Consider the following 22,825-nt stretch of genomic DNA (forward strand, 5'->3'; position numbering starts at 1 on the left):
TATACACAAAGTTAACAAATACCTCTATTTTTCGACAAATATAATACAAAATATTCCTTTAAATATTATTAAGATACTCTCTATCTCATTTAATATTACATAGTAAAAACAGACTACTCCAATAGCATACTGCTATTTTGGAGTAGTCTGTCCTCTGTTAAACTTTAAATCTTTCAATTAACCCTTGTAACTCCTCAGCCATTTGAGATAATGTACCAGCCGCAGAACTAATCTCCTCAATGGATGCTAGTTGTTCTTCTGCTGATGCTGCAACGTTTTGAGTACTCGTCGCATTATTCTGTGCTGTCATTGCAATTTGACCTACTGAAATAGATACTTCATTTGCACCTTTTGACATCCCATTAGCCGTTTCAACCATCGTTTTAATTTGATCTGCAATTTCATTTGTAGATTGTAAAATCTCAGTAAAGTTTTGCTTCGTTTCATTCGCAATAACAAGTCCAGATTGAACTTCTTCATTTACATGACTCATCGATTTTACTGTCTTACTCATGTCTTCTTGTATTTCACATATTAATTTACTAATTTCACTAGAAGATACGCTAGACTTCTCCGCCAATTTACGTACTTCATCTGCAACGATTGCAAATCCTCTTCCATGCTCTCCCGCTCTTGCAGCTTCAATTGCCGCATTCAAAGCTAGAAGATTTGTTTGATCTGCAATATTTTGAATTACTTCTAGTATGTCACCAATTTGTTTTGATTTATTATTTAGTAACTGTATAACTTCATCCGATTGTGAAACAGATTCTGCAATAGACTGCATTTGATTTACTGTTTTTCCTACTAGTTTCCCGCCATCTTCTGCTTTTTCACGAGTATGAGCAGAAGCCGTATTAATTGATGATGAACTTTTTGCTACATGCTGAATTCCTTCTGTTACATCAAATAATAACATTGCACCATTTTCTACGCTCGTTGTTTGCGTTGTTGCCCCGCTCGATATTTCATCCATTGCCATTGTAATTTGCTCAGTCGCTTCGCTTGCTTGTCTTACACTTGCCGTTAGCTCTTCTGATGCTGCCGCAACATGTCCAGCCGAAGTATTAATTCTTCCAATTAGCGTTCGCAATGCATCTGTCATCTCATTGAATCCTTTTGCAAGTTGGCCAATCTCATCATTAGAATGAATTTCGATTGTTTGCGTTAAATCTCCCTCACTTATTTCTTTAGAAGTATTAACTAATCTTTTTAATGGCTTCGTTATAGAAAGTGTCACAAAATAAATAAGTGCTCCGCCTATAACTAATGAAATGAACATAACAATTAACATATTATAAAATACAGGTTGAGCAGCTTCAATTACTTCATTTGAGTACATCGTCCCACCGATTTTCCAACCTGTTTTTACATTTGTAGCAAATACCATTTGCTTTTCGCTACCGTCATACGTATATGAAAAAGCGCCGTGATTATCTTCATAAATTTTCTTCGCCCAAGAATCGGCTGCTTTTTCTCCTGATTTTTCTTGAGGATGTGCAATTATTTTTTGTTTCCCATCTAAAATGAAAGCATACCCTTTTTTACCAATATTGATTAACTTTGTTGTTTTTAATAAATTATCTAAACTTAAATCTACCGCTACAACACCGTTTTTATCTTCTGCTTGTTTTGCAATCGTTACGACAATATGTCCATTTCCTTGTGCCTTATACGGCTCAGTAATTACAATACCACCTTGTTTTGCCACTGCATCTTTATACCAAGAACGTTCTGTTGGATCATAGTCTGCTGCCATTTGTATATTTGGTTCTTGCACAAATTTCTTATCATTCCCAGCAACGTATACTTGTTCAACATCTTTATTCAAATTGATATATTGAGATAACATTTTTCTTAATTCATCTTGATTATCCCCTTGATACATATTACCTTGAATCACCCGTGCAAAATTATTCACATCATTAAATTTTGCATCAATCATTTGATTGATTAAATTATCTAATATTTTTATATTGTCGTGAGCACTGCTCGTAATTTGTGATTCAAAATTCTTTTTAGCCGTTTGATAAGACATGCCTCCGATAATAGAGACAGCCGCAATTAAAATGACAAAAAATGAAATTAGTAGTTTTTTTGCTACTTTCATATCACGAAACCAATTTAATAATCTATCCATTACAAACCTCCTGCTTTTCAATTTCAAAAGTTAAATCTAGTGAATTGTAAATATTTCCTATTCCCGAATTATTATTTTCATAACCTATTATGATGAATACTTTGTAAAGTTTAAACAATTAATTTCTCTTTGTCCATATATATGAATAATATTATTATAAAATTTACAAAAGCAAAAAGCCAAAGGGAACCACCCTTTGGCTTTTCATATTTTTTTATGCTGTTTAGAAATCTTTTTCCACTTATCACGCTCTGCTCTTGCAAGAACAGCATCTTGTTTTCTCATAAAGTACGCCAGTTCTCTTTGTAGTTTTTTATAGCTTTGCAAACGATTTATCGTAATAATTCCGTTATCAATTGCATGATGCACTGCGCACCCTGGCTCATTTTCATGCTTACAGTCCCTAAAACGGCACGTTTTTGCTAATTCTTCAATATCAGAAAATGTTGTTTGAATTGCATCGCTTCCTTCCCAAAGTTGCAGTTCCCTCATACCCGGAGTATCAATAACTAAACTACCACTCGGTAATCGGAACAATTCACGATGAGTTGTCGTATGCCTTCCTTTACTATCTTCCTCACGAATATCTCCCGTTTTTGCTACTTCAAGTCCTATAAGTGCATTTAACAAAGTGGATTTTCCAACCCCCGATGATCCGACTAAAGCAATTGTTTTTCCTGAAGAAACAAATTGCTGCAACGATTCAATACCAGTATGTTCTAAACTATCAACGATGAAGATCGGAACACCAATTGCCACAGCTTCCGTTTCTACAATTTTCTGTTCCACATCTTCACATAAGCTACTTTTTGTTAAAACAATAACAGGCATTGCACCACTTTCATACGCTAATAGTAAATAACGTTCCATTCTTCTTACGTTAAAATCATGATTAAGTGCATTCACTAAAAATAGATAATCTACATTTGCTGCTATTACTTGTTCTTCCGTTCGAGTACCAGCCTCTTGTCTAGAAAAAGAGCTTCTTCTCGGAAAAATACGATGAATAATTGCTTTCTTTTCATTCTCTATTTTCTTTATATACACCCAATCACCAACCGCTGGATAATCTCCCTTCGTTACTGCTTCATGTCGAAACTTTCCAGACAGCTCTGCCATATATTCACCATCATTACAAATAATTCGATATATATGCTTATGCTCAAGTAAAATACGTCCTACTTCAAAGTTCTCTACAGCTTGTTCCTCAAAAAAAGAATCCCAGCCGAATGATTCTAAAATATTTTGATTCAAATTGATATCCTCCCTAGTTTAAGCTAAGCGGAAGGATCGTGCGCTAACTTATACAGTCTCGCCCTTTCCATCCACTTTTGTATTTGGTTTATTATTCATATAAGTTATTTTCGCCATAATACATCACCCCGTTCTCATTTTAATTACTCTTATTATATGGAATATTTATTTAAAAAGCTACTTTATTTAACGTAATTTTCAAATAATTTATTTTTCATCATTCTAATTTGCCCACGGTGATTAATCTCATCTTCTAGCACATGAAACCACAGATAGTGCTGGTTATACGCTACATCGTTAGGCCACTTTCTTTCTGACATAAGCCATTCATCATCTTGTTCACTCAAATACTTCAGAGATTCTTCTCGAACACTTTGTAAAAGTTGTACATAATACTGTATGTCATGACCACGAATTATTTTCCCTGCTTCCCCTAAATACAGTGCGTCCTCCCATATTTCTAATTCTTCTTTTGTAAAGTCGCGCTCTTGAAATGAAATAAGTTGATGAGCTTTTTCTATAGCTGCTATATGTTTTAATAACGCTCCGATAGAATTTCCTCCACTCGGCATAATTAAATCTAATTGCTCAACTGATAGATCTTTTATTTCCTGTAATGTTACAGCCCTCGTATGCTCCAGCATGCTTACTAATTCCCCTATATTTTTTGTATAACCATCCACACTTCTTATTCGATAATCTATATTCATATCACGCACCCCTTTCTACATTCATATTAAGGAATAACCGCTTCATATAATAGACTGAAATATATCAGATTTTTCTGTTATAATTAAATTGAATACGTAATAAACCCAAACAAACTTTCTCAATATGCTTCTATGAAATATTAAAAGGAATCAATATAAAAGAATCGAATCTTATTCACTAAAAGGAGTGGATTCGATGGAAATGTATCAATGGCTAACCGCTATACTCGTTGGTGGCATTACCGGTTTCGTTTCCCATCTAATCAATAACCAAGGTAAGTTATTGCTTCCACGCCGTTTGAAAACTTTTTTTCACTTTGGTTTTTTGACTGATATTCTCACTGGTAGTCTAGCTGCACTTCTTGGACTCGTTTTATTCGATGTCACCTTAATAAAAGAAATTATAAAAGTATCCATTGTGACTGCTATTTCCGGTCAGACTTTCTTACTACACCAAGCGCTTGGTGGTGAACAAGCTAAAAATACACAGATTGGGAAAGCTGATGAGAAGATTCAAGAAATTGACAAATTATTACGACGTTAGTCTATACTTTCTTTAAAAATTATTGCTATAATAAACAATAAATATTTTCTATTGCGTCGTTTGTCAGAAGAGAGGGTGTTTCGTATGACAAAAAAGAAAATAGAAGATTTCTTAACAAACACTGAAAAAGAGGAACTGCTAGAAAACTATAAATGTTTACGAGAAGCCCGCACAAAAAGCGAAGCTAACTATTTTGGTGAAGCAGTAAATCATCTATTAAATAAAGCAAAACAACGAATTATTAGAGATGCAGGCATACACGATGAAAATGCAGCAACTGTTCAATCAAAGAAAAAAGCACTGTTTTAGTTCATTAGCTAAAACAGTGCTTTTTGTTTAGAAAAATTTTCTTCCCGCATTTTTCACATTACTTTCACATCTATTTCACAAATATAAGTAGTCCTATATGATAAACTAAGTATATCCTTTTCCAAGGAACTATATGCCGATTTATAAATCCCTATCTTTATAGGGATTTTTTATTTTTGGATTCCTTATAACTTTGTTGCAATACATTTCTACTACTATTTCTATACTTTTAGTAACCACTGTAATTAAAAGCACATTCATATATTCACACTCTTATTAATTCTGGTTTGCGAAATATTTATATAGGCTTTATGATACAATTCCTGTTTCACTATTTTCAGTAAGTTTTTCACTTTTTCTAAACAGAAATAAAGCTACTACATATAATAACGCAGTAAAACTACCTATAAGTATAAAATTGTGAGATGCTGCAAATAACATTCCTGCTATTGCCGATCCAATCATTTGACCAATATACATAGAAGCATTTGCAAGCGCTGCTCCTGTTCCTCTTGCTGCACTAGACAGGTTTTGTAAGTGCCTCATCATTAATACAAATAAAATCCCTGTCACAAAAAATAAAACAAAGAATAATAGCTCCACAAATATAATGTTCTTTACATAAGGTAGTAATACATATAGCACTGCTGTAAATATAATTCCACCATAAAAAGAAAGGTTATAACCAATTTTATTTACGATTCTTGGGCCCAAAATATTCCCTGTTAAATTTCCTAACCCTAATACAAGCATAGCTGTTCCTATTTCATGAACTTGTAAACCAAATTGAATGGAAAGCCATACACCGAAAAATGAAAATGCAGCAAAATTACCAGTTTGAAAAACAAAATATGCAAAATAAGAAAGTGAAACCTTTGAATCTGTAAGTAATTGTTTATAGCGCTTTAAGATGTTTGTTTTACTTCCACCTATATAAACCGGTTGTATTTCTGGTAATACTACATAGATAAGAATCACAAGTAGTGCTGATAATATACCAATGACGAAGAATGGTGTTGTATAGTGTACCATTGCCAAATACGATCCAACTGGCAACCCTAAAATTTGAGAGATTGCTAACCCTGCTGTTGCAATTCCAATTGCCTTTACAATTTGCTCCTTCTCTATAAGGAGCGGAATAGATGCCCACACTTGTGGAGATACAAAGGCTGCACTTACACCTGCTAAAAATCTAAATGCTAGCATCCATAGAAAACTCGGTGCCATTCCACATAAAAACGTACTTAACGCAAAACAACTCATTCCTATTACCATCACTTTTTTTCTGTTTAAGCCATCTGATATAGGACCAGCAATAAGCGCAAATCCAGCGTATCCTAAAGCATATGAACTCACCATCCATCCTGATAGCTCAGTTGAAACATGATACACCTGTTGTAATGTCGGTAAAAGTGGTGAAATTAAGAAAGTATCTGTACCTATCATAAACATGATCATAAAGAATACAGCTAGTACTCTTTTCATTTAAACCTTCTCCTTTTATATAAAAAGAGGGAACTCCCCCTCTTCTCAACTAAGCTTCTAAAATAGATTCAATCTCTTTCATAACCTTCTCATTCAGTGATACTTCCACCGCTCTTACACTTTCTCTTATTTGCTCCGCTCGTTTCCCACCAGGAATAACAGTATCAATTCCTTTTTTGTTTAGTAACCATGCTAAAGCTAAATGCGAAACTTCGATATTTTTTGCTTTAGCTAAACCTTTTAACTTTTCAACTTTTTTAAAGTTACTCTTATATGTATTTTCTTCAAATAGATTTACACTTTGACGCCAATCCCCTTCGCTCAATTTAAAATCTTCTGTATATTTTCCACCTAATATCCCAAAGGCAAGAGGTCCGTATGGAATAAATGAAATACCTGATTCTATACAATATGGCAAAAGTTCTTCCCCAGCAGCACGATCCAACATATTATACGGTGATTGTACAACATCTATTTGTCCATACTGATTCGCTTCTTTTAATTGCTCTACGTTTACGTTAGATATTCCAATTGCACGAATTTTTCCTTCTTCTTTTAGGCGAGTAAGCTCTCCAATTGAATCTATGTAACTTGTTTCTGGATTTGTAAAATGTAAATAATATAAATCAATATAATCAGTTTGTAATCTTCTTAAGCTATTTTCCACAGCATTTCTTAAATAGCTTCGCTCATTATTAATATAAACCTCTCCATTTAATAACGGCTGTATTCCACCTTTTGTAGCAAGTACAACTTCTTGGCGTTTTCCTTTCAATACTTCTCCTACCAATTCCTCTGATCTACCGAAACCGTATGAATCCGCTGTATCAAAAAATGTAATCCCTTGCTGGATAGCTTCTTCTATTAATCGTTTTCCTTCTTCCTCATTCACATCAGCATATAAATTATGTCCCCCTACAGCGTTTGTTCCTAACCCCAACTTTGAAATATGTAGTCCTGCCTTTTGTAATTTTGTATACTTCATTGTTTCTCCCCCTATATTTCTATTGTTCGAATATATTCGAACAATAGAAATATACCACTTTATATGTTATAGTGCAAACTATATTAACTTATACAAGCAGGTGAAAAAATGCGTACTCTCTATCATCCAAATCGAGAAGAAATTCAATTCTCTTCTGTCTTATACGCACTTAGCGATCAAATTCGTTTACAAATTGTAACGATGCTACTAGAGAAACATGAACAATCTTGTGGTGCGTTAAACATTCCAATTGCGAAATCAACTTTATCCCACCATTTTAAGGTTTTACGTGAATCCGGTGTTATGTATACACGCCTTGAAGGAACACAGCGTTTCATTTCAATTCGTGAAGATGACTTACATGCTAGATTCCCCGGTTTATTAGACGTCGTATTACATGCAACAGAACCATACTAAAAACATCTCATATTCATATGAGATGTTTTTTAGTTTTTGCTATTCTTTTAATAAAACGCAACTTTAATCAGTGAGAAATTGATTTATCACACAATAGGAATATAAACGACTCATTCTTTTTTACTTTATTTTTGTACTGGATCCTTTGGACACTTTAATTATTTGATTACATTTTATACACATCATTAATATAGGGCCACCTATCTGTTTCAATCCCTGTAGTTGTTTATGCTCACACTTCCCCATCTTATTCCCTCCCCTATCACATAATTAGGTCATTTTGTAATCATTAAAACTACTAAGTCCATTCCTAATGTAATGTCTGAATAAAACGTTTAAATGCCGATATCCCTTCGTCATCTCGTTTAAAAACACCAGCATCTTCAAGCGCGTGTATAAATTTCTGTCCTAATTCTTCTCTTACTATCTCCTGTACATTTTGTTCATGTATCCGATTGTCATATTTGATTTTTAATTGTTCTGCCCATCGCATATGAGGCGTTGGAATATCACTTGGAATGTTAAGTAAAAATTTTTCCACTTCCTGAAGTTCTGTTTTTAAACGCGCAGGTAGTACAGCTAACCCCATTACTTCAATTAGACCGATATTTTCTTTTTTAATATGTTGTATTTCCGCATGAGGGTGAAAAATACCTAGCGGATGTTCTTCACTTGTACGATTGTTTCGCAAAACAAGATCCAATTCGTACATATTATTTCGGTAGCGGGCAATTGGCGTAATCGTATGATGTGGAACATCATACGTAAATGCGAATATATTAACGGATGGATCACTATACCCCTTCCACCTCTCTAATATGTACTCCCCTGCATTTACTATTTGTTCTATGTCGTTACTTCTTAAGCGAATAACTGACAGAGGCCATTTAATAATAGAACATTGCATTTCTGAAAATCCGGTGAGTTCAAAAATCAAGTCGTTTGATGCATTTGCCATAGCAAATTCATAACTTCCACCTTGATAATGATCATGTGATAGAATAGATCCTCCTACAATTGGCAAATCTGCATTGGAACCAAGGAAATAATGCGGGAATTTTTCTACAAATCTTAACAAACGTAAAAATGTTTGACGGTCAATTTTCATATCTCGGTGTTCTGAAGACAATACAATACAGTGTTCATTGAAGTATATATACGGAGAATACTGTAGAAACCAGCTTTCATCTGTAAGGTTCATCCGGATCATACGATGATTTGAGCGTGCTGGATGTCCAATTCTGCCTCTATATCCTTCATTCTCAATACAGAGTAAACATTTTGGATAATTTGTACTTTCCAATACTCTCTCTCTAGCAATTTGTTTCGGGTCTTTTTCTGGTTTTGATAAATTAATTGTAATATCAATGGGTCCATATTCCGTATTCACTTTATAATTTATATTTTTGTCAATTTGCTTCATTTGTATATAATTGCGATTTTTACTTAATTCATAGAAGTAATTTGTTGCAGCTTTCGGATTTTGTTCGTATTTTTCATAAAATATAGAATTGATAACGGACGGTTTAGACATAAAAACATCCATAATTGCACTTGCTAAAATCTCCTTCTCGTCCATTACTGCCTCAATGACTTTATGCATACAAGCAAATTCAATTAACTCTTCCAATAACTCCGAAATTGCTTTCTTTGCGGGCGCTGACGTTTCCACTACAAAGTCATCTAAACGAAGTAAAGAAAGAATTTTATTCCTTGTATATATTTCATCTTCTTTTTCAATTAATTGAACTTCAATAGCCCGATCAATTAACTGCTGGATAGCTTGATATATCATCAGTATATACCTCCTCTAACCTTATAACGGTTTATGTTGTTACGATGCCATTTCTATGTACCTTTTATCATTTTATGAACAGATCTATGGGATAACCACCACCCTAATAAACATTTCATGAAAAAGAAATAAATACTAGATTCCACGATATATTCGACAAAGCCATACAAAAAAACATCTCATAAAATTATGAGATGTTTTTAGTATTTACTATTCTTTTAATAAATCTATTAATCCATTTCCTTCAGATGTACGTTCATACCCTAAAGGTATAGTTCTTTTAATAAGTTGTGCATATATTTCTGGCTCTGATAACTTTCTACCATATTCCCTCTCACACTGCTTAATGATCAATGCGAGCGCTCCAGCAATATGCGGTGTCGCCATAGAAGTTCCACTTAATACCGCATATTTCCCTTCAGGATACGTAGATAATATTTCATCACCTGGCGCCACTAAATCAATTTCTTGATTTGAATTACTAAAACATGCGATTTTCCGTTCTAAATTGACAGCGCCGACTTCAATCACTTCTGCGTACGCACCTGGGAAGTCTAGTTCCTCCGTGTTATCATTACAATCTCCATTATTCCCAGCAGCACATACGACGAGAACATCTTGCTTTACCGCGTTTTGAATTGCTTCATGTAATTCTGGAACGTCTTGCGGACCACCAAGTGACATTGAAATGATTCTAACTCTTTCTTTATTAGGCCCTCTCCAATTTACAGCATAATGAATCGCCTCAATAATTTGCTCATAACTTCCAGAACCATCTCCCGCTAAAACCTTTAACACTAACATTTTAGCAAGTGGTGCGACTCCTAAAACACCGACACCATTTTCAGTCGCTGCTATTGTCCCCGCTACATGAGTACCGTGTCCGTTATTATCAAGATAAATATTCGGATCCCCTTCGTAATCTTTCGTGAAATTTCTTCCACCGATAATGCGATCCTTTAAATCTATATGATTCACATCACAACCTGTATCTAATACGGCAACAACAATATCTTTTCCTTTCGCACTCTTCTCCCATACTTGTGGAGCATGAATGAGTTGTACACCTGGTGGAATTTCATTTACTTGTTCAACCACCTTATCTACTGTAAAAGGAATCAATTGTATACCTTTTTGTTTATTCGCTGTACTACTATTCATCGTAATCCCTCCTGAAAATATATTATTTTCATTTCAGACCACTTTTGAAAACGTTTAAATGTAACATTCGTTTTATTCGTTTCATTTTCCTTCCTTAAAAATATTTCTCAATATAGCTTACTAATTTTATACTACTCTTTTTATTTATCTCGTAATTTTTATTCACCAATAACCAAAATAAAAGGACCAATTTAATGGCCCTTTTATAGTTTTTAAAGAATGATATGAAATTTTAAAAATAAAATAAATTAAGACTAAGCTTCACTCTTATTTAAAAACTTCTCTATTTCTTTTATTAAATGTTTCGCTCCATCTATACTAACAGTAATGTTTCCATTTGCTAATGATATGTTTTGATCTGAAACATCACCTGTTATTTGACAAGCATTGTAAGGTTGATATTTTTGTAAAATGATTTTTTCTTCTTCTACGAAAATTTCAAGTGGTGATTTGATTTGGATTCCTAATACTTCTCGTAACTCTTTAGGAATAACAATTCGTCCTAATTCGTCTACTTTTCGAATAATTCCTGTTGCTTTCATATTACTCCCCCCTTACTTTCTATTATTTTTTCCACCTCGCTCTTTCCATTTTATCACTTTTTGGTAATACTTGTATCTTTTTAGAAAATTTTGTACTCAAGTTAAAAAAACACAATTAACGAATACGTAATCTCTCTTTTAATTGGTTTAAATAGCGAGATCGTATTAGTAAGAAATATACAACTTGAATTCCTATGAAAATACTTAATACAATCGCATTTTCTTTAAATAGCGAGTACTCAAACATCTGTCCCAGTGCAGTTAACGCTACTGCCCCGTGTAATGTTGCAACACCTATTGGAACGAAGAATAAAAGTGCCAATCGGATTGTAACTACTTTCGATAATTCCCCGCTCGTTAAACCTACTTTTCGAATCATTTCAAACAAACGAGTATCATCCTCCAAATCAGAAAACAAACGGAAGTAAAGGAAGCTTCCTGCACATACGAAAAATACGATACCAATAAAGAAGCCTACAAATAAGATTGGTCCTGCGATTTGTAAACTTTGGTTTTGTTCGTACTCTTCTGCACTAAACGTTGCATGTTCTTCATAAGTCTTCATCTGATGCGTAAGTTCTTTACCAACCTCTATTTCATCTTTCGTTCCTTCTGTTTTGTACACATAATCTTTTTCCTCTTTAAAGCCATCTTGTAATGCATCATACTGATTTTTAGAGATTACATAAACGTTACCTCGCAGTATTTTACTTAACGAAGAGGTATTAACTTTTTTAACTTTTAAAGATTCATTCAAATGTGGTAAAGTAATTTCTTTTCTTTCTTTCATCGGTGGTCCTGGTATATCGACTGATAAAAATAAAGCTTCTTTATTTGCTACAGGTTGAAATGGTTCGCCTGTTAACCTCGCATATTCCTCATAATCTGATTCTTTTATGAAAATAGCACTTCTTAACGACTGTTCCTCTGCCCTTTTCGTTAAAATAGTAGCTTTAGAAGCTGCTATATTATGTTTCTTTAATCCTTCGTCAATCATCTTCAAATGCTGTGATTCATTACTATTTCCTTGCTTAGAATGATACTGAAACGCAATTGGTCTCTCCATAATTCCTTTCGTCATTGATGTGAAACCAACTAATGTGCCTATTGCTGAAAATGCTACAGTTGAAATAATAGTTACAATAAAGAACATTCTTGCGTTATCTCTCATACGGTAAGCTAAATCTGATAACGTAATTATATTTGTCTGTGTCCAATAGAAACGTTTACTTTTTTTACATAATCTAATAATAAAGACACTCAACTGCTTGTACAGCAAATACGTACCAATAATGACTACCGTTGTAACAGGAATCATCATGACAAATACCATTGCACCATGTGACAGAAGCGCTCCTGTATATCCCGCACTAAGTAATATGACTGCTAATATAGAAGAAATAATAGATGCTTTCGGTTCTGGCTTCGCTTCTGCTGATCCTCTAAACAATTTCATAATTTTATTTTTTCGAATCATTCCTGCACTAAATAATGAAATAATCATAAATAATACGAAAAACATAATACTCGTTACAACAATGGCTTTCATTGGTATGTAATAAGCTAAAGAAATATCTAATTTTAATATCATCGGAGCTACAAATATTAATATTCCGGAAAATAGCATTCCTGTAAGTATTCCAAAAATAATTGCCCCTATCCCAATCATAATATTTTCAAAGAAGATAAGACGCTTTAATTGATATTTCGTCATACCTAACATCATTAAAATTCCTAATTCACGCTTTCTCGTTTTTAAAAACATTCCCATCGAATATAAAATAAAGAAAAACGTAAATAAGTAAATAATGGACTGTGCAAAAGACATACTTATGAATACATAACGTCCCAATTCTCCAGCGCTTAATGCCGGATGAAACGCAAAAAATGAGTACACAAAAAAGGCCATAATTGCAAATGCACTACTTAAAAAATATGCTGAGTATGTTCGTCTATTTCGCGTTACATTCCGATATGCGAGTTCTCTAATGTTCATATTACTTCTCCGCCCTTCTGCTAACTATGTTCTTATATTAGTAAAATGCGGAAATAGCTTCCATCGATTCAAATGACAAAAACCTTACATCATTGAAAGGTTTCAAAAAATTGCTTAAATGAAACAGTTTCATTATAATGACTACATTCATATTCATACACGCATCCTATTGTATATTCGTTAGTTTTGCGAAATAATAAAGGATAGAAGTATGTACCAATATACATATAAACTTATTTACCGCTTTAATATGAATAGGAGGAAAACATAATGACATTACAAGAACAGATTATGAAAGCATTACATGTTCAGCCTGTAATTGATCCGAAAACAGAAATCCGTAAACGTGTTGATTTCTTAAAAGATTATGTAAAAAAAACGGGTGCAAAAGGATTTGTACTTGGAATTAGTGGCGGACAAGACTCTACATTAGCTGGACGTTTAGCTCAGATTGCAGTGGAGGAAATTCGTAATGAAGGTGGTAACGCAACGTTTATCGCCGTGCGCCTTCCTTATAAAGTGCAAAAAGACGAAGATGATGCACAATTAGCATTACAATTTATTCAAGCTGATCAATCTGTTGCATTTGATATCGCGTCAACAGTTGATACTTTCTCAAATCAATACGAAAACGTATTAGGTGAATCATTAACAGATTTCAATAAAGGTAACGTGAAAGCACGTATCCGTATGGTTACACAGTACGCAATCGGTGGTCAACAAGGGCTACTTGTGATTGGAACTGATCACGCTGCAGAAGCTGTTACAGGATTCTTTACAAAATTCGGAGATGGTGGTGCAGACCTATTACCATTAACGGGATTAACGAAACGCCAAGGACGCGCTCTATTACAAGAATTAAGTGCAGACGAGCGCCTTTACTTAAAAATGCCAACAGCTGATTTATTAGATGAAAAACCAGGTCAAGCTGATGAAACAGAGTTAGGTATTACGTATGATCAACTTGATGATTATTTAGAAGATAAGGCTGTTCCAGCTGACGTAGCAGAAAAAATTGAAAAACGTTACACAGTAAGTGAACATAAAAGACAAGTTCCAGCATCAATGTTTGATGATTGGTGGAAATAAAGTGAAACTTTAATCAGTAGGGGTTCTCTTCATCCCCCACTGATTATCAGCCCTTACCAATCGGACTTTTATGGGCAGCCCGACTCCCCATTAAAGCGGGATAAATTAAACATAAAAAAGAAGCTAACCTCATTAGCTTCTTTTTTTATGTTAACGATACACCCCTACTCTTTTCTCTAGTAAGTCCTGCAAACAATCCTCATGTTGTTGATTAAACAATGGTGGCATTTTATTTAGCGGGAAAAACTTCAAATCTAACGTTTCATCACCGTCTATTTTTTTCTCTCCTCCGGTAATTGAAAATGAAAAGAATATTAAAATGGACTGGGCTCTATCCCCATTTGGATATGCTTGAAAATATTTTGTATACACCCCAATAAGCTCATTTATTTCTACATCATAGCCTGTTTCTTCTTTTATTTCTCGAATCGCAGTTTCTGCGGCAGATTCTCCAATTTCCATTGCACCGCCAGGAAATCCCCAAGCATTAAAATCACCTCTTTTTTGCAGTAATACTTCTCCATATTCATTCAACACACAACCACCCGCAAAGTTTATGAGAACACAGTCGTGTCCTACTTTTTCACGTAATTCTTTTATATAATTAGCCATCCTCTTCCCCTTTTCATACATCTTCTATCATTATTTCTTTTCTTTTTCCAGCAATTCAATAATTCGCTCTAGCTTCTTATTCATATTAATTACATGTTGTTTTTTTGCAGCGCTGTTTTGCATTAACCTTCTAACAAACAAAGTAAATGATAGGAAAAACAAAATGATAAGTCCGATTACTAAACAAGCATATATCAATGCAAAAATATTATTTTCGAACAAATCCATTTAGATTCCACATCCTTCCTTTTTATATTTTATCATACAATTCAGTTTTTTGAAGTGATACATAATAAAAAGAGCACCTTTTACAGATGCTCTTTTTCATTGCTTAATAGGTAAATGTAATTGTCGCTAATGAATAATCTGCCATCGCACTATAAGGTGCTACTTGATAAGATACACGCTTTGCACCTTTTGGCCAATTTATTTCATTTAACACTTTCTTTATATCTTGCATTGTTCCATCCATAGATTGCTTATATCGTACTTCTACCTTCTCTGGCTTAGAAGCGAATTGTTGCTGTAATTTTTGCTTAAATTCACCGTAATTGTCTGCCCCGTATTGTGCAGATAAGTATTTTAAGTTTGTTTCTTTTAAAATTTGTTCATATGCAGCAGTCTTTGAGCTACCCGCTTTTATTTTGTTTGTTAATTCACCAAAGTAACTTGTAGTTGCTGCTGGATATTTACTACGATCCCATTCGTGATCTTTACTTAATTGCTCATCAGACATATTAAAATATGAATATGTTATGCGCCCAGCTTTATCCGGTACTGGATCATCGAATGTCGTATCAATATGATACCATTTGTTTTCAATGTTCACTATATTCCATGCGTGAGCTTGTCCATTTCCTGTACCTGTTACAATATGGTTTTGGATACCCGCTTCTTTTAGCAATTCATATGTTAATAACGTATATCCTTGGCAAACGGCAGAACGATTCGCTAATGCTTCATATGCTGTATACGCTTTATAAGACGTATCATAAGATACATGTTTTACAACGTAATCATGAATAGCTTTTACTTTCTCATGCTCATCCATTCCAGGTTTTACAATTGAACCGATAATTGCTTTTACCTGCGATTTTACATATTGTGTTTGCTCTTTTGATTCACGATATTTCACTTCCAGTGTAAACGTATAGTTTCCTGGTAACCCTTTAATAGAATATTTAGTAGAGGCTACATTATATTTTACATACTCATCTGTATCTACAATTTTATTAAACTCGCCATACAATTGATCCATAACATTTCTAGCATTTCTATCTTTCGTTTTATATGTGATTGTAATATTTTCTTCTCGATTATCAACCTGTTTTTTCAATTCTTTTCTGAAATCATTTAATAGCTTTGCATCTGATTGTGTTGTCGCTACAGTCGGATTCGTAGCTGCATAAGATACCGTTGACGCGTGTAAGCCTCCCATTACTATAGTTGAACAAAGCAGGGTAGCTGTCACATACTTACTTGTCTTTCCCATCTCGTCACTCCTTACATTCTATAACTATACGAAAAAAGTATCGTATAGTTTCAGAGTATACAATACTTTTTCGTATAGGTCATATGAGATTATGCATATTTAACATTGTAAAAAGGCTGTTCTTTTTACAAGAACAACCTTTTTCATTAACAAGTTTGTAATACACAACATGCATTTTCAAAACGTCGATTTTTTAAGTCTTCATTTCCAATGCAGAAATAAAGCATCCCTAAATCTCCCCACATCATATTACAATTTTTAGTATCTGAATCAATTTGGAATAAAAGTGTCATTTGCTGCGGGTCTATTCCCATATATTCTCCTGTCTCATATAATACTTCCTCTTGTACAGAGAATGGCTCTCCAAACATTTGATGGTTATCGTAGTTGTCTGGGATTAGTTCTTCAAGCAATTGTAAGAAACGATCTGAATCAGCCTCATCTTCAATGAAAAGTTCTGGCAATTTATATGTCAGTTCAAACGTAGTTGCACACTGGCTATAATTCGTTTGGAATCCATCTGCTCTTCGTAATTGCTCTACAGGAACATCATAATAAAGTACACGTCCCGCTTCAGTTGGGTTCACATCTTCTTCAAAGTAATTTCCAATGCTAAAGAAATATAACATCCCCGTATTAGGAAGATCATGATCCATACCAACATTTTGTAAATCATTTAAATTAAATTGAGCGATAAACTGTAACGGATTCCCTTTGTGCATTGGGTATTCAAATGAATCTGGTAAATCGGGAACGCCGCCCACTTTCGAACTACCTATTGCTACTGTTTCCTCCTGCTTTGGCACAACTTTCACACAAGGAAATACAGTATGAATAAGTTCCTCTTTCAAATGTGTCAGCCCATATTTATCAATTAATACTTCAATTTTATTTTTCATAAATTCTCCTTACATGTACATACTTATTTGTATCATCGCACAAAGATTATACTCCATTCTTTGTAAAAACAACAAGCCTTCAAAAAACGGGCTCTTCCATCATACGCGAACAAGTTGAAAAAAGCATAGTATACATTGTTCCTACAAACACGATAGTTCATTATTTCTTCCAGTACATTTTCCCCTCGTTCATTTTTATTTTTAATTTAAGGAGGAATTCCACATGGGTTACGGATATAGTTGCGGCGGTTACGGTTACGGCGGTAGTTGTGGTGGATGTGGTTATGGAGGTTTCGCTTTATTAATCGTTTTATTTATCCTTCTAATCATTATCGGAGCTAGCTGTTGGGGCGGCTTTGTAGGCTGCTAGTAAATTTAAAAACTATTGTAAAAAAGCACGTACAATACGTGCTTTTTTGCCATTTCCAAATCTTTTATTCGAAAGGAAGTATGTTTAATGAAAATTGATGGTGTTTTTGAAGGAGGCGGTGTACGCGGAATTGCGCATGTAGGGGCAATTTGCGCGTTAGCTGAAAAAGGCTATGAATGGGAACGTGTAGCTGGAACATCAGCTGGTTCCATTATCGCTGCGCTCCTAGCAGCAGGATATTCTTGTTCAGAGTTAAAAACAATTATAACTGATATTGATTATAATAAATTTACGAAAAAAACCTTTATTGACAGAATCCCGTTTATCGGCAAAGGATTAAGTGCATGGACTACTCTTGGTATTTACTCTAATATTTTTATAGAAGAATGGATTGAAGAATTACTTCGAAAAAAAGGAGTTCACTTATTTACAGATTTGCCTGATTTAAATAAGCTTAAAATTATCGCTTCTGATATAAGTAATGGTAAAATGGTTGTCTTTCCTGATGACTTACCAAACTACGGATTTTTAAATTATCGTTTCTCTATTGCTAAAGCTGTAAGAATGAGTAGTACAATCCCCTTCTTCTTTGAACCGGTAAAATGGAGAACTCCAAAATGGAAGCAACCTTGTTATATGGTTGATGGAGGGATTTTAAGCAATTACCCCATTTGGATTTTCGACTCACCTTCCTCTCCTCGCTGGCCGACTTTTGGGTTTCATTTCGTAAAAGATGAGATTCAAGCTGAGCCAGCCCACTATAACGAGCCTATCTCCATGTTCAAAGGACTTTTTAAAACAATGATGCAAGCCCATGATTTACGTCATTTAGATAAGGAATCAAAAGCAAGAACGATTACAATTCCGACTGGGTCCATTACAAGTACAAACTTTGAGTTAACAAAGGAAGAAAAAGAGTGGCTTTACAATTCTGGTTATAACGCCGCAAATAAGTTTTTACAATCTTGGAACTTCAGACAATATATTGATGACTATAGAAACGGAAATCAGGACCGAAAAACGAATCGATATTTCCGTCAACTTGACTCATAATACTATTATTTTTCATACGAGAACACGTAACACTTTCAAAAAAAATAAGCCTAGTAATATCATATAATACTAGGCTCATTTACTTCCTGCATCAATATTATTTGTTGCTTAAGGATACGTTAACCCTTCTGCTTCTTCCGCAGTAATAACTGTGTATCGATTTCCTGTTCGTAATCCTAACAATTCTGCTTTTTCAATTGCATCCTGCTTCGTCTCCGCATAAGCAGCTAAATATTTTTTCCCATTAATAATTTGGCAAATTACATATTGTTTCATTACTTTCTCCTCTTACTTTTTCATTAATTGTGCAAGTTTTTTTATACCTATTTCAATTTCTTCTAACGTTGCGTATGAATAGGATAGACGCAAAAATTGGTTTGCACTTCTATCATACAAATTACCTGGATTTAATAAAATCTTTTCTTTCAATGCTTTGTCAAATAAGCTACGGTTCGAAACGGATACATTCATATGTAGCCAAATATAAAAACCACCTGACGGTTTATACCAAGTTGCTATATCATGACAATATTTCTCTAACATTTGTATCATAAAATCTCTGCGCTTTTTCAACTTAGTTCTTACAAACTGTAAATGTTCATCATACAATCCATCTGCAAACCATTCCGCTGCAATTTGTTGGGATATAGAACTTGAACCATAATCTGTTTGCATCTTTATGTCTGCCAATCTTTGAATGACTGGCTCAGATCCAACAATCCATCCAATTCTTAGCCCTGGACTAATGACTTTAGACATACTCCCGATATGTAGTACAATCCCATTTTTATCATATGCTTTTAAAGGTTTTGAAACAGGCCCATCAAACCATAAGTCTTGATACACCGCGTCTTCTATAATAGGCAATCCAATTTCGTTACATATTTCCATAACTTCTATTCGTTTCTTTTCGTTCATACTAAAGTTTGTCGGATTATGAAAAGACGGGATTGTATATAAAATAGATGCATTAAATTGCTTCTTATATTTCATAATATATGATGCATGTAAACCATTCTCATCCATCGGTATTCCAATTAAGCGCATTCCTGCTGATTGAAAAACATTAAGAGAATATAAATATGATGGTTTTTCTAATAAGATGGATGCCCCTTTTGGAAGAAGCCCCATAGAAATAAGTTGCAAAGCTTGAATTGCTCCTGAAACAATTAATATAGAATCAGGAGTTACATATACACCATGTCCTTTTAAATAGTTCGCAATTTTCTTCCTTAAATAGAAATTCCCTTTCGGTTCTTCATACCCAAGTATCATACTCGACCTTAAAAGCTTATTCATAATATCTTTCATCTTTTTTTCAGGTAAAAGACTTGGCGCGAGCTCACCTGTTCCTAAACGAATTACATTTGGATAAAATTCAGCTTGGTTAATCTCTTGAATAGCAGGAAGGTTCGGATAATGAAGTCCTGTTTCTACATAAGACTGCCAATTAGGTGGCGGGGCATAAGCTAAGGTATTCACATTATTATTTACAACAATTGTTCCTTTCCTGCCATTTCCTTCAATGTATCCCTTTGCCACTAGCTCATCAAAAGCCATTACAATTGTACTCCGGTTCACACCAAATGTATGTGCCAAATCTCTTTGTGAAGGTAATTTCGTTCCAACAGTCCATTCTCCATTAACGATTCTTTCTTTTATATACGTTTCTATTTGTTTATACAGAGGTGTCGTTAGAGACATATTCGGTTTCCAAACGAATCTTTCCATCATATCACCTTATATTCTTTTTGGTTGGTAACCTCCCCAACCATATGGATGGATACAAATTTTCATTTCTTCTATACAATATACACTATCATAATAAATTTAAATAGGAGGTAATATGATGAGTGAAGCAATTATTCATGGTATCATTCTTGCATTTGGTCTTATCATTCCATTAGGTGTCCAAAATGTTTTCGTCTTTAACCAAGGTGCGAGCCAACCAAACATTTGGAGGGCAGCTCCTGTAGTATTAACTGCCTCTATATGTGATACGTTACTCATATTAATTGCGGTGCAGGGTGTCTCCCTTGTACTCCTTACTTTTTCTTGGCTAACTAACACGTTATATATAATTGGATTTTTCTTTCTCCTATATATGGGCTTTGTTATTTGGAGAAGTAACCCTTCCAACGATATAAAACAAGAAAGTAGCATGCCATTAAAAAAGCAAATCCTTTTCGCTGCATCGGTTTCGTTATTAAATCCACATGCAATTTTAGATACAATTGGTGTAATTGGAACAAATTCTATTCAATACATAGGAAGTGAAAAATGGGCTTTCACACTTGCAACTATTATCGTTTCTTGGATTTGGTTTATAAGCTTAGCTTTAGCGGGGAAATTTCTAAAAAGAATAGACTCAACTGGAAAGACCATCGCATTATTAAATAAGTTTTCGGGTCTCATCATATGGAGTGTCGCAATTTATATGTTAACACAAGTGATTTATTCTTAATGAACGAAAGAGAATTGCATGTTCCATAAAATATCATGCAATTCTCTTACAAATTATGAAGTAGGTTCCGGTTCCTGTTTTACGTTCTTTTCCTCTTTTGCTGGTTTAATCCAAATGATCGCTATAACTGCACCAATACCAGCGAATATACTTGTTAAATAAAACACTTCATGGTCAGCACCTTTCATGAAAAAAGAGTATAGAGGTGGTCCAGCTGCTACACCGATAAATCGCATGGAACTATAAAATGACGTAACGGTCCCCCTTTGCTCCTTTTCAATCCCTTGTGTAATTAAAGCATCTAAGCATGGGAGTGCCATACCAATTCCGATTCCCATAATAACGAGACAAAGAAGTAGTAAATAGATTCCTTTTATAAATAAAGGAATAATGACTGAAGCAGAAGCCATTAAAAAACCAATATAAATACACTTCTTCATCACATTTTGATTATCTCCAATTTTTTTACCAGCCATATATGAACTAAGCGAGAGTACAAGTAACGGGATAGCAAGTACACACCCTTTCCATATACCATGAATGTCATACTTTGATTCCAGTATAGTCGACAAATAAAAGAGAATTCCGAATAAAATAAGCATAATAATTGCACCTAATACAAAAATGGCAATCAACCATCTTCCCTTTTCTCGAAACGTAGAGAGAATAGATTTTATAAACTCTTTAAGTGGTGGTACTTCTCCTTCTTGTTTCTTTGCCTTTACTAGAACAAGTAATAAAACAATTGATACTACACATAAAATTGGAATCGCCCAAAATGGTAAGAACCATACAATGGCAGCAAGAGCAGATCCTAAAATAGGGCTCAGCACTTTTCCAAATGTATTTGATGTTTCAATGATTCCTAAACCTGTACTAACTTGTTTTTCATCTTTGTATAAATCACCAACACACGGTATAACAACTGGCATTGCACCAGCAGCACCAATACCTTGAATCGCTCTACCAATCAATATCCAAGTGTAGGGATTATCAACTTTCCAAGATACCCAACCAGTTATCGCTCCTCCTATAGCCGCAATCAGCAAACTTGGAACCATTACCATCTTTCGTCCCCATCTATCTGATAAATAACCAGCAATCGGTATAAGTAAAATGGCTACAATAGAGTAAATTGTAATAATCATGGATACTTGAAATGATGAAATATGTAGCTTCTTTTCGATAGTCGGTAGGATTGGAATGAGCATTGAATTCCCTAATGTCATAACAAGTGGAACTGATGCAAGCGCAATTAAACAACAGTTTTCTTTTTTTAACATGTTGGCTTCGGAACCCTTTCATCATATATTTCTTACCATATAATAGCCCTGCTGGAACGTAATTTTTCATTCCACCAGGGCTATTACATCTTTACTACTTCCCATTTACAACAAAAGAAATTGGGGAAAATATAGTATAATTCCTATTCTTTGAATCCAGTTCGCAATATATCCATACCAATTAATTGAAAAAAAAAGAAAGGAAGAATCCTTCCTTTCTCCTAT

23 protein-coding genes and 2 pseudogenes are annotated in these 22,825 nt (G+C 34.2%); 7 read left to right on the forward strand and 18 right to left on the reverse strand.

Annotation, left to right across the window (positions count from 1 at the left end):
* Window positions 1-157: 157 nt before the first annotated feature.
* The 4 genes and pseudogenes from K5S59_RS30655 to K5S59_RS06610 all read right to left on the reverse strand — a co-directional run bounded on the left by K5S59_RS30655 (window position 158) and on the right by K5S59_RS06610 (window position 4,104).
* Window positions 158-1,105, reverse strand: a complete 948-nt coding sequence (locus tag K5S59_RS30655) for a methyl-accepting chemotaxis protein (protein ID WP_429795287.1) — start codon at window positions 1,103-1,105, stop codon at window positions 158-160.
* Window positions 1,100-2,140 (reverse strand): annotated as a pseudogene (locus tag K5S59_RS30660) (cache domain-containing protein); the annotation flags it as partial. The pseudogene K5S59_RS30660 and the gene K5S59_RS30655, both read right to left, overlap by 6 nt.
* A 204-nt stretch (window positions 2,141-2,344) precedes the next feature.
* Window positions 2,345-3,394, reverse strand: coding sequence for a ribosome small subunit-dependent GTPase A (gene rsgA / locus K5S59_RS06605; RefSeq protein WP_001073063.1), 1,050 nt, complete (start codon window positions 3,392-3,394; stop codon window positions 2,345-2,347).
* A gap of 182 nt (window positions 3,395-3,576) precedes the next feature.
* Window positions 3,577-4,104: a DinB family protein gene (locus K5S59_RS06610; RefSeq protein WP_001018105.1), complete on the reverse strand. Its 528-nt coding sequence runs from the start codon at window positions 4,102-4,104 to the stop codon at window positions 3,577-3,579.
* Window positions 4,105-4,300: 196 nt separating this feature from the next.
* Between K5S59_RS06610 and K5S59_RS06615 the strand changes: the two genes are divergently transcribed.
* The gene (locus K5S59_RS06615) at window positions 4,301-4,648 is read left to right on the forward strand and encodes a DUF4257 domain-containing protein (protein WP_000426314.1); all 348 of its coding nucleotides are present in this window, start codon (window positions 4,301-4,303) and stop codon (window positions 4,646-4,648) included.
* 84 nt (window positions 4,649-4,732) lie between these two features.
* Complete coding sequence (locus tag K5S59_RS06620; protein WP_000162607.1) at window positions 4,733-4,957, forward strand: hypothetical protein; 225 nt, start codon at window positions 4,733-4,735, stop codon at window positions 4,955-4,957.
* Between the two features lie 53 nt (window positions 4,958-5,010).
* Here K5S59_RS06620 and K5S59_RS30455 read toward each other — a convergent pair.
* The 3 genes and pseudogenes from K5S59_RS30455 to K5S59_RS06630 form a co-directional block, all read right to left on the reverse strand.
* Window positions 5,011-5,218, reverse strand: a pseudogene (locus tag K5S59_RS30455) (hypothetical protein).
* A gap of 48 nt (window positions 5,219-5,266) precedes the next feature.
* Window positions 5,267-6,442, reverse strand: coding sequence for an MFS transporter (locus K5S59_RS06625; protein ID WP_120449873.1), 1,176 nt, complete (start codon window positions 6,440-6,442; stop codon window positions 5,267-5,269).
* Between the two features lie 49 nt (window positions 6,443-6,491).
* Complete coding sequence (locus K5S59_RS06630; RefSeq protein ID WP_000877941.1) at window positions 6,492-7,427, reverse strand: aldo/keto reductase; 936 nt, start codon at window positions 7,425-7,427, stop codon at window positions 6,492-6,494.
* Window positions 7,428-7,535: 108 nt separating this feature from the next.
* Here K5S59_RS06630 and K5S59_RS06635 point away from each other — a divergent pair, with 108 nt between their 5' ends.
* The gene (locus K5S59_RS06635; RefSeq protein WP_001259913.1) at window positions 7,536-7,844 is read left to right on the forward strand and encodes an ArsR/SmtB family transcription factor; all 309 of its coding nucleotides are present in this window, start codon (window positions 7,536-7,538) and stop codon (window positions 7,842-7,844) included.
* A 310-nt stretch (window positions 7,845-8,154) separates the two neighbouring features.
* On the opposite strand, the gene galT is transcribed toward K5S59_RS06635, so the two are convergent.
* From galT to K5S59_RS06655, 4 genes are all read right to left on the reverse strand, one after another.
* A complete protein-coding gene (gene galT, locus K5S59_RS06640; RefSeq protein WP_120449871.1) occupies window positions 8,155-9,639 on the reverse strand; it encodes a UDP-glucose--hexose-1-phosphate uridylyltransferase in 1,485 nt (494 codons plus the stop codon).
* Window positions 9,640-9,849: 210 nt separating this feature from the next.
* Window positions 9,850-10,800: a serine protease gene (locus K5S59_RS06645; RefSeq protein ID WP_098872366.1), complete on the reverse strand. Its 951-nt coding sequence runs from the start codon at window positions 10,798-10,800 to the stop codon at window positions 9,850-9,852.
* A gap of 254 nt (window positions 10,801-11,054) precedes the next feature.
* Window positions 11,055-11,342 (reverse strand): AbrB/MazE/SpoVT family DNA-binding domain-containing protein, encoded by a 288-nt coding sequence (locus K5S59_RS06650; protein ID WP_000648284.1) that lies wholly within the window; start codon window positions 11,340-11,342, stop codon window positions 11,055-11,057.
* 115 nt (window positions 11,343-11,457) lie between these two features.
* Window positions 11,458-13,338, reverse strand: a complete 1,881-nt coding sequence (locus K5S59_RS06655) for an ABC transporter permease (protein ID WP_120449869.1) — start codon at window positions 13,336-13,338, stop codon at window positions 11,458-11,460.
* Window positions 13,339-13,608: 270 nt separating this feature from the next.
* Between K5S59_RS06655 and nadE the strand changes: the two genes are divergently transcribed.
* A complete protein-coding gene (gene nadE, locus K5S59_RS06660; protein ID WP_212982122.1) occupies window positions 13,609-14,427 on the forward strand; it encodes an ammonia-dependent NAD(+) synthetase in 819 nt (272 codons plus the stop codon).
* Window positions 14,428-14,577: 150 nt separating this feature from the next.
* Here nadE and K5S59_RS06665 read toward each other — a convergent pair whose 3' ends face one another.
* The 4 genes from K5S59_RS06665 to K5S59_RS06680 form a co-directional block, all read right to left on the reverse strand.
* Entirely contained in the window at window positions 14,578-15,039 is a 462-nt protein-coding gene (locus K5S59_RS06665; protein ID WP_000024989.1) for an NUDIX hydrolase, read from the reverse strand.
* 30 nt (window positions 15,040-15,069) lie between these two features.
* Window positions 15,070-15,267, reverse strand: a complete 198-nt coding sequence (locus tag K5S59_RS06670; RefSeq protein ID WP_000362873.1) for a DUF4083 domain-containing protein — start codon at window positions 15,265-15,267, stop codon at window positions 15,070-15,072.
* 103 nt (window positions 15,268-15,370) lie between these two features.
* Window positions 15,371-16,531, reverse strand: a complete 1,161-nt coding sequence (locus K5S59_RS06675; protein WP_000520872.1) for a transglutaminase domain-containing protein — start codon at window positions 16,529-16,531, stop codon at window positions 15,371-15,373.
* Window positions 16,532-16,677: 146 nt separating this feature from the next.
* A complete protein-coding gene (locus K5S59_RS06680; protein WP_000790903.1) occupies window positions 16,678-17,430 on the reverse strand; it encodes a YwqG family protein in 753 nt (250 codons plus the stop codon).
* A 223-nt stretch (window positions 17,431-17,653) separates the two neighbouring features.
* On the opposite strand from K5S59_RS06680, the gene K5S59_RS06685 reads away from it, so the two are divergent.
* Entirely contained in the window at window positions 17,654-17,800 is a 147-nt protein-coding gene (locus K5S59_RS06685; RefSeq protein ID WP_000540425.1) for a YjcZ family sporulation protein, read from the forward strand.
* Window positions 17,801-17,887: 87 nt separating this feature from the next.
* Window positions 17,888-18,853, forward strand: a complete 966-nt coding sequence (locus K5S59_RS06690) for a patatin-like phospholipase family protein (RefSeq protein ID WP_000686801.1) — start codon at window positions 17,888-17,890, stop codon at window positions 18,851-18,853.
* Between the two features lie 108 nt (window positions 18,854-18,961).
* Here the strand turns inward: K5S59_RS06690 and K5S59_RS06695 are convergent, their stop codons facing one another.
* Together K5S59_RS06695 and K5S59_RS06700 are read right to left on the reverse strand one after the other, a co-directional pair.
* On the reverse strand, window positions 18,962-19,129 hold the full coding sequence (locus K5S59_RS06695; protein WP_000816385.1) for a DUF3933 family protein: 168 nt from the start codon (window positions 19,127-19,129) through the stop codon (window positions 18,962-18,964).
* 12 nt (window positions 19,130-19,141) lie between these two features.
* Window positions 19,142-20,587 (reverse strand): aminotransferase-like domain-containing protein, encoded by a 1,446-nt coding sequence (locus tag K5S59_RS06700; RefSeq protein ID WP_120449868.1) that lies wholly within the window; start codon window positions 20,585-20,587, stop codon window positions 19,142-19,144.
* A gap of 115 nt (window positions 20,588-20,702) precedes the next feature.
* On the opposite strand from K5S59_RS06700, the gene K5S59_RS06705 reads away from it, so the two are divergent.
* The gene (locus K5S59_RS06705; protein ID WP_001287310.1) at window positions 20,703-21,317 is read left to right on the forward strand and encodes a LysE/ArgO family amino acid transporter; all 615 of its coding nucleotides are present in this window, start codon (window positions 20,703-20,705) and stop codon (window positions 21,315-21,317) included.
* A gap of 53 nt (window positions 21,318-21,370) precedes the next feature.
* Here K5S59_RS06705 and bcbE read toward each other — a convergent pair whose 3' ends face one another.
* Window positions 21,371-22,600: a bacillibactin exporter BcbE gene (gene bcbE, locus K5S59_RS06710; protein WP_000913350.1), complete on the reverse strand. Its 1,230-nt coding sequence runs from the start codon at window positions 22,598-22,600 to the stop codon at window positions 21,371-21,373.
* Window positions 22,601-22,825 lie beyond the last annotated feature (225 nt).

It is taken from the genome of Bacillus sp. BML-BC051, from assembly GCF_019656175.1.
Lineage (GTDB): Bacteria > Bacillota > Bacilli > Bacillales > Bacillaceae_G > Bacillus_A > Bacillus_A mobilis.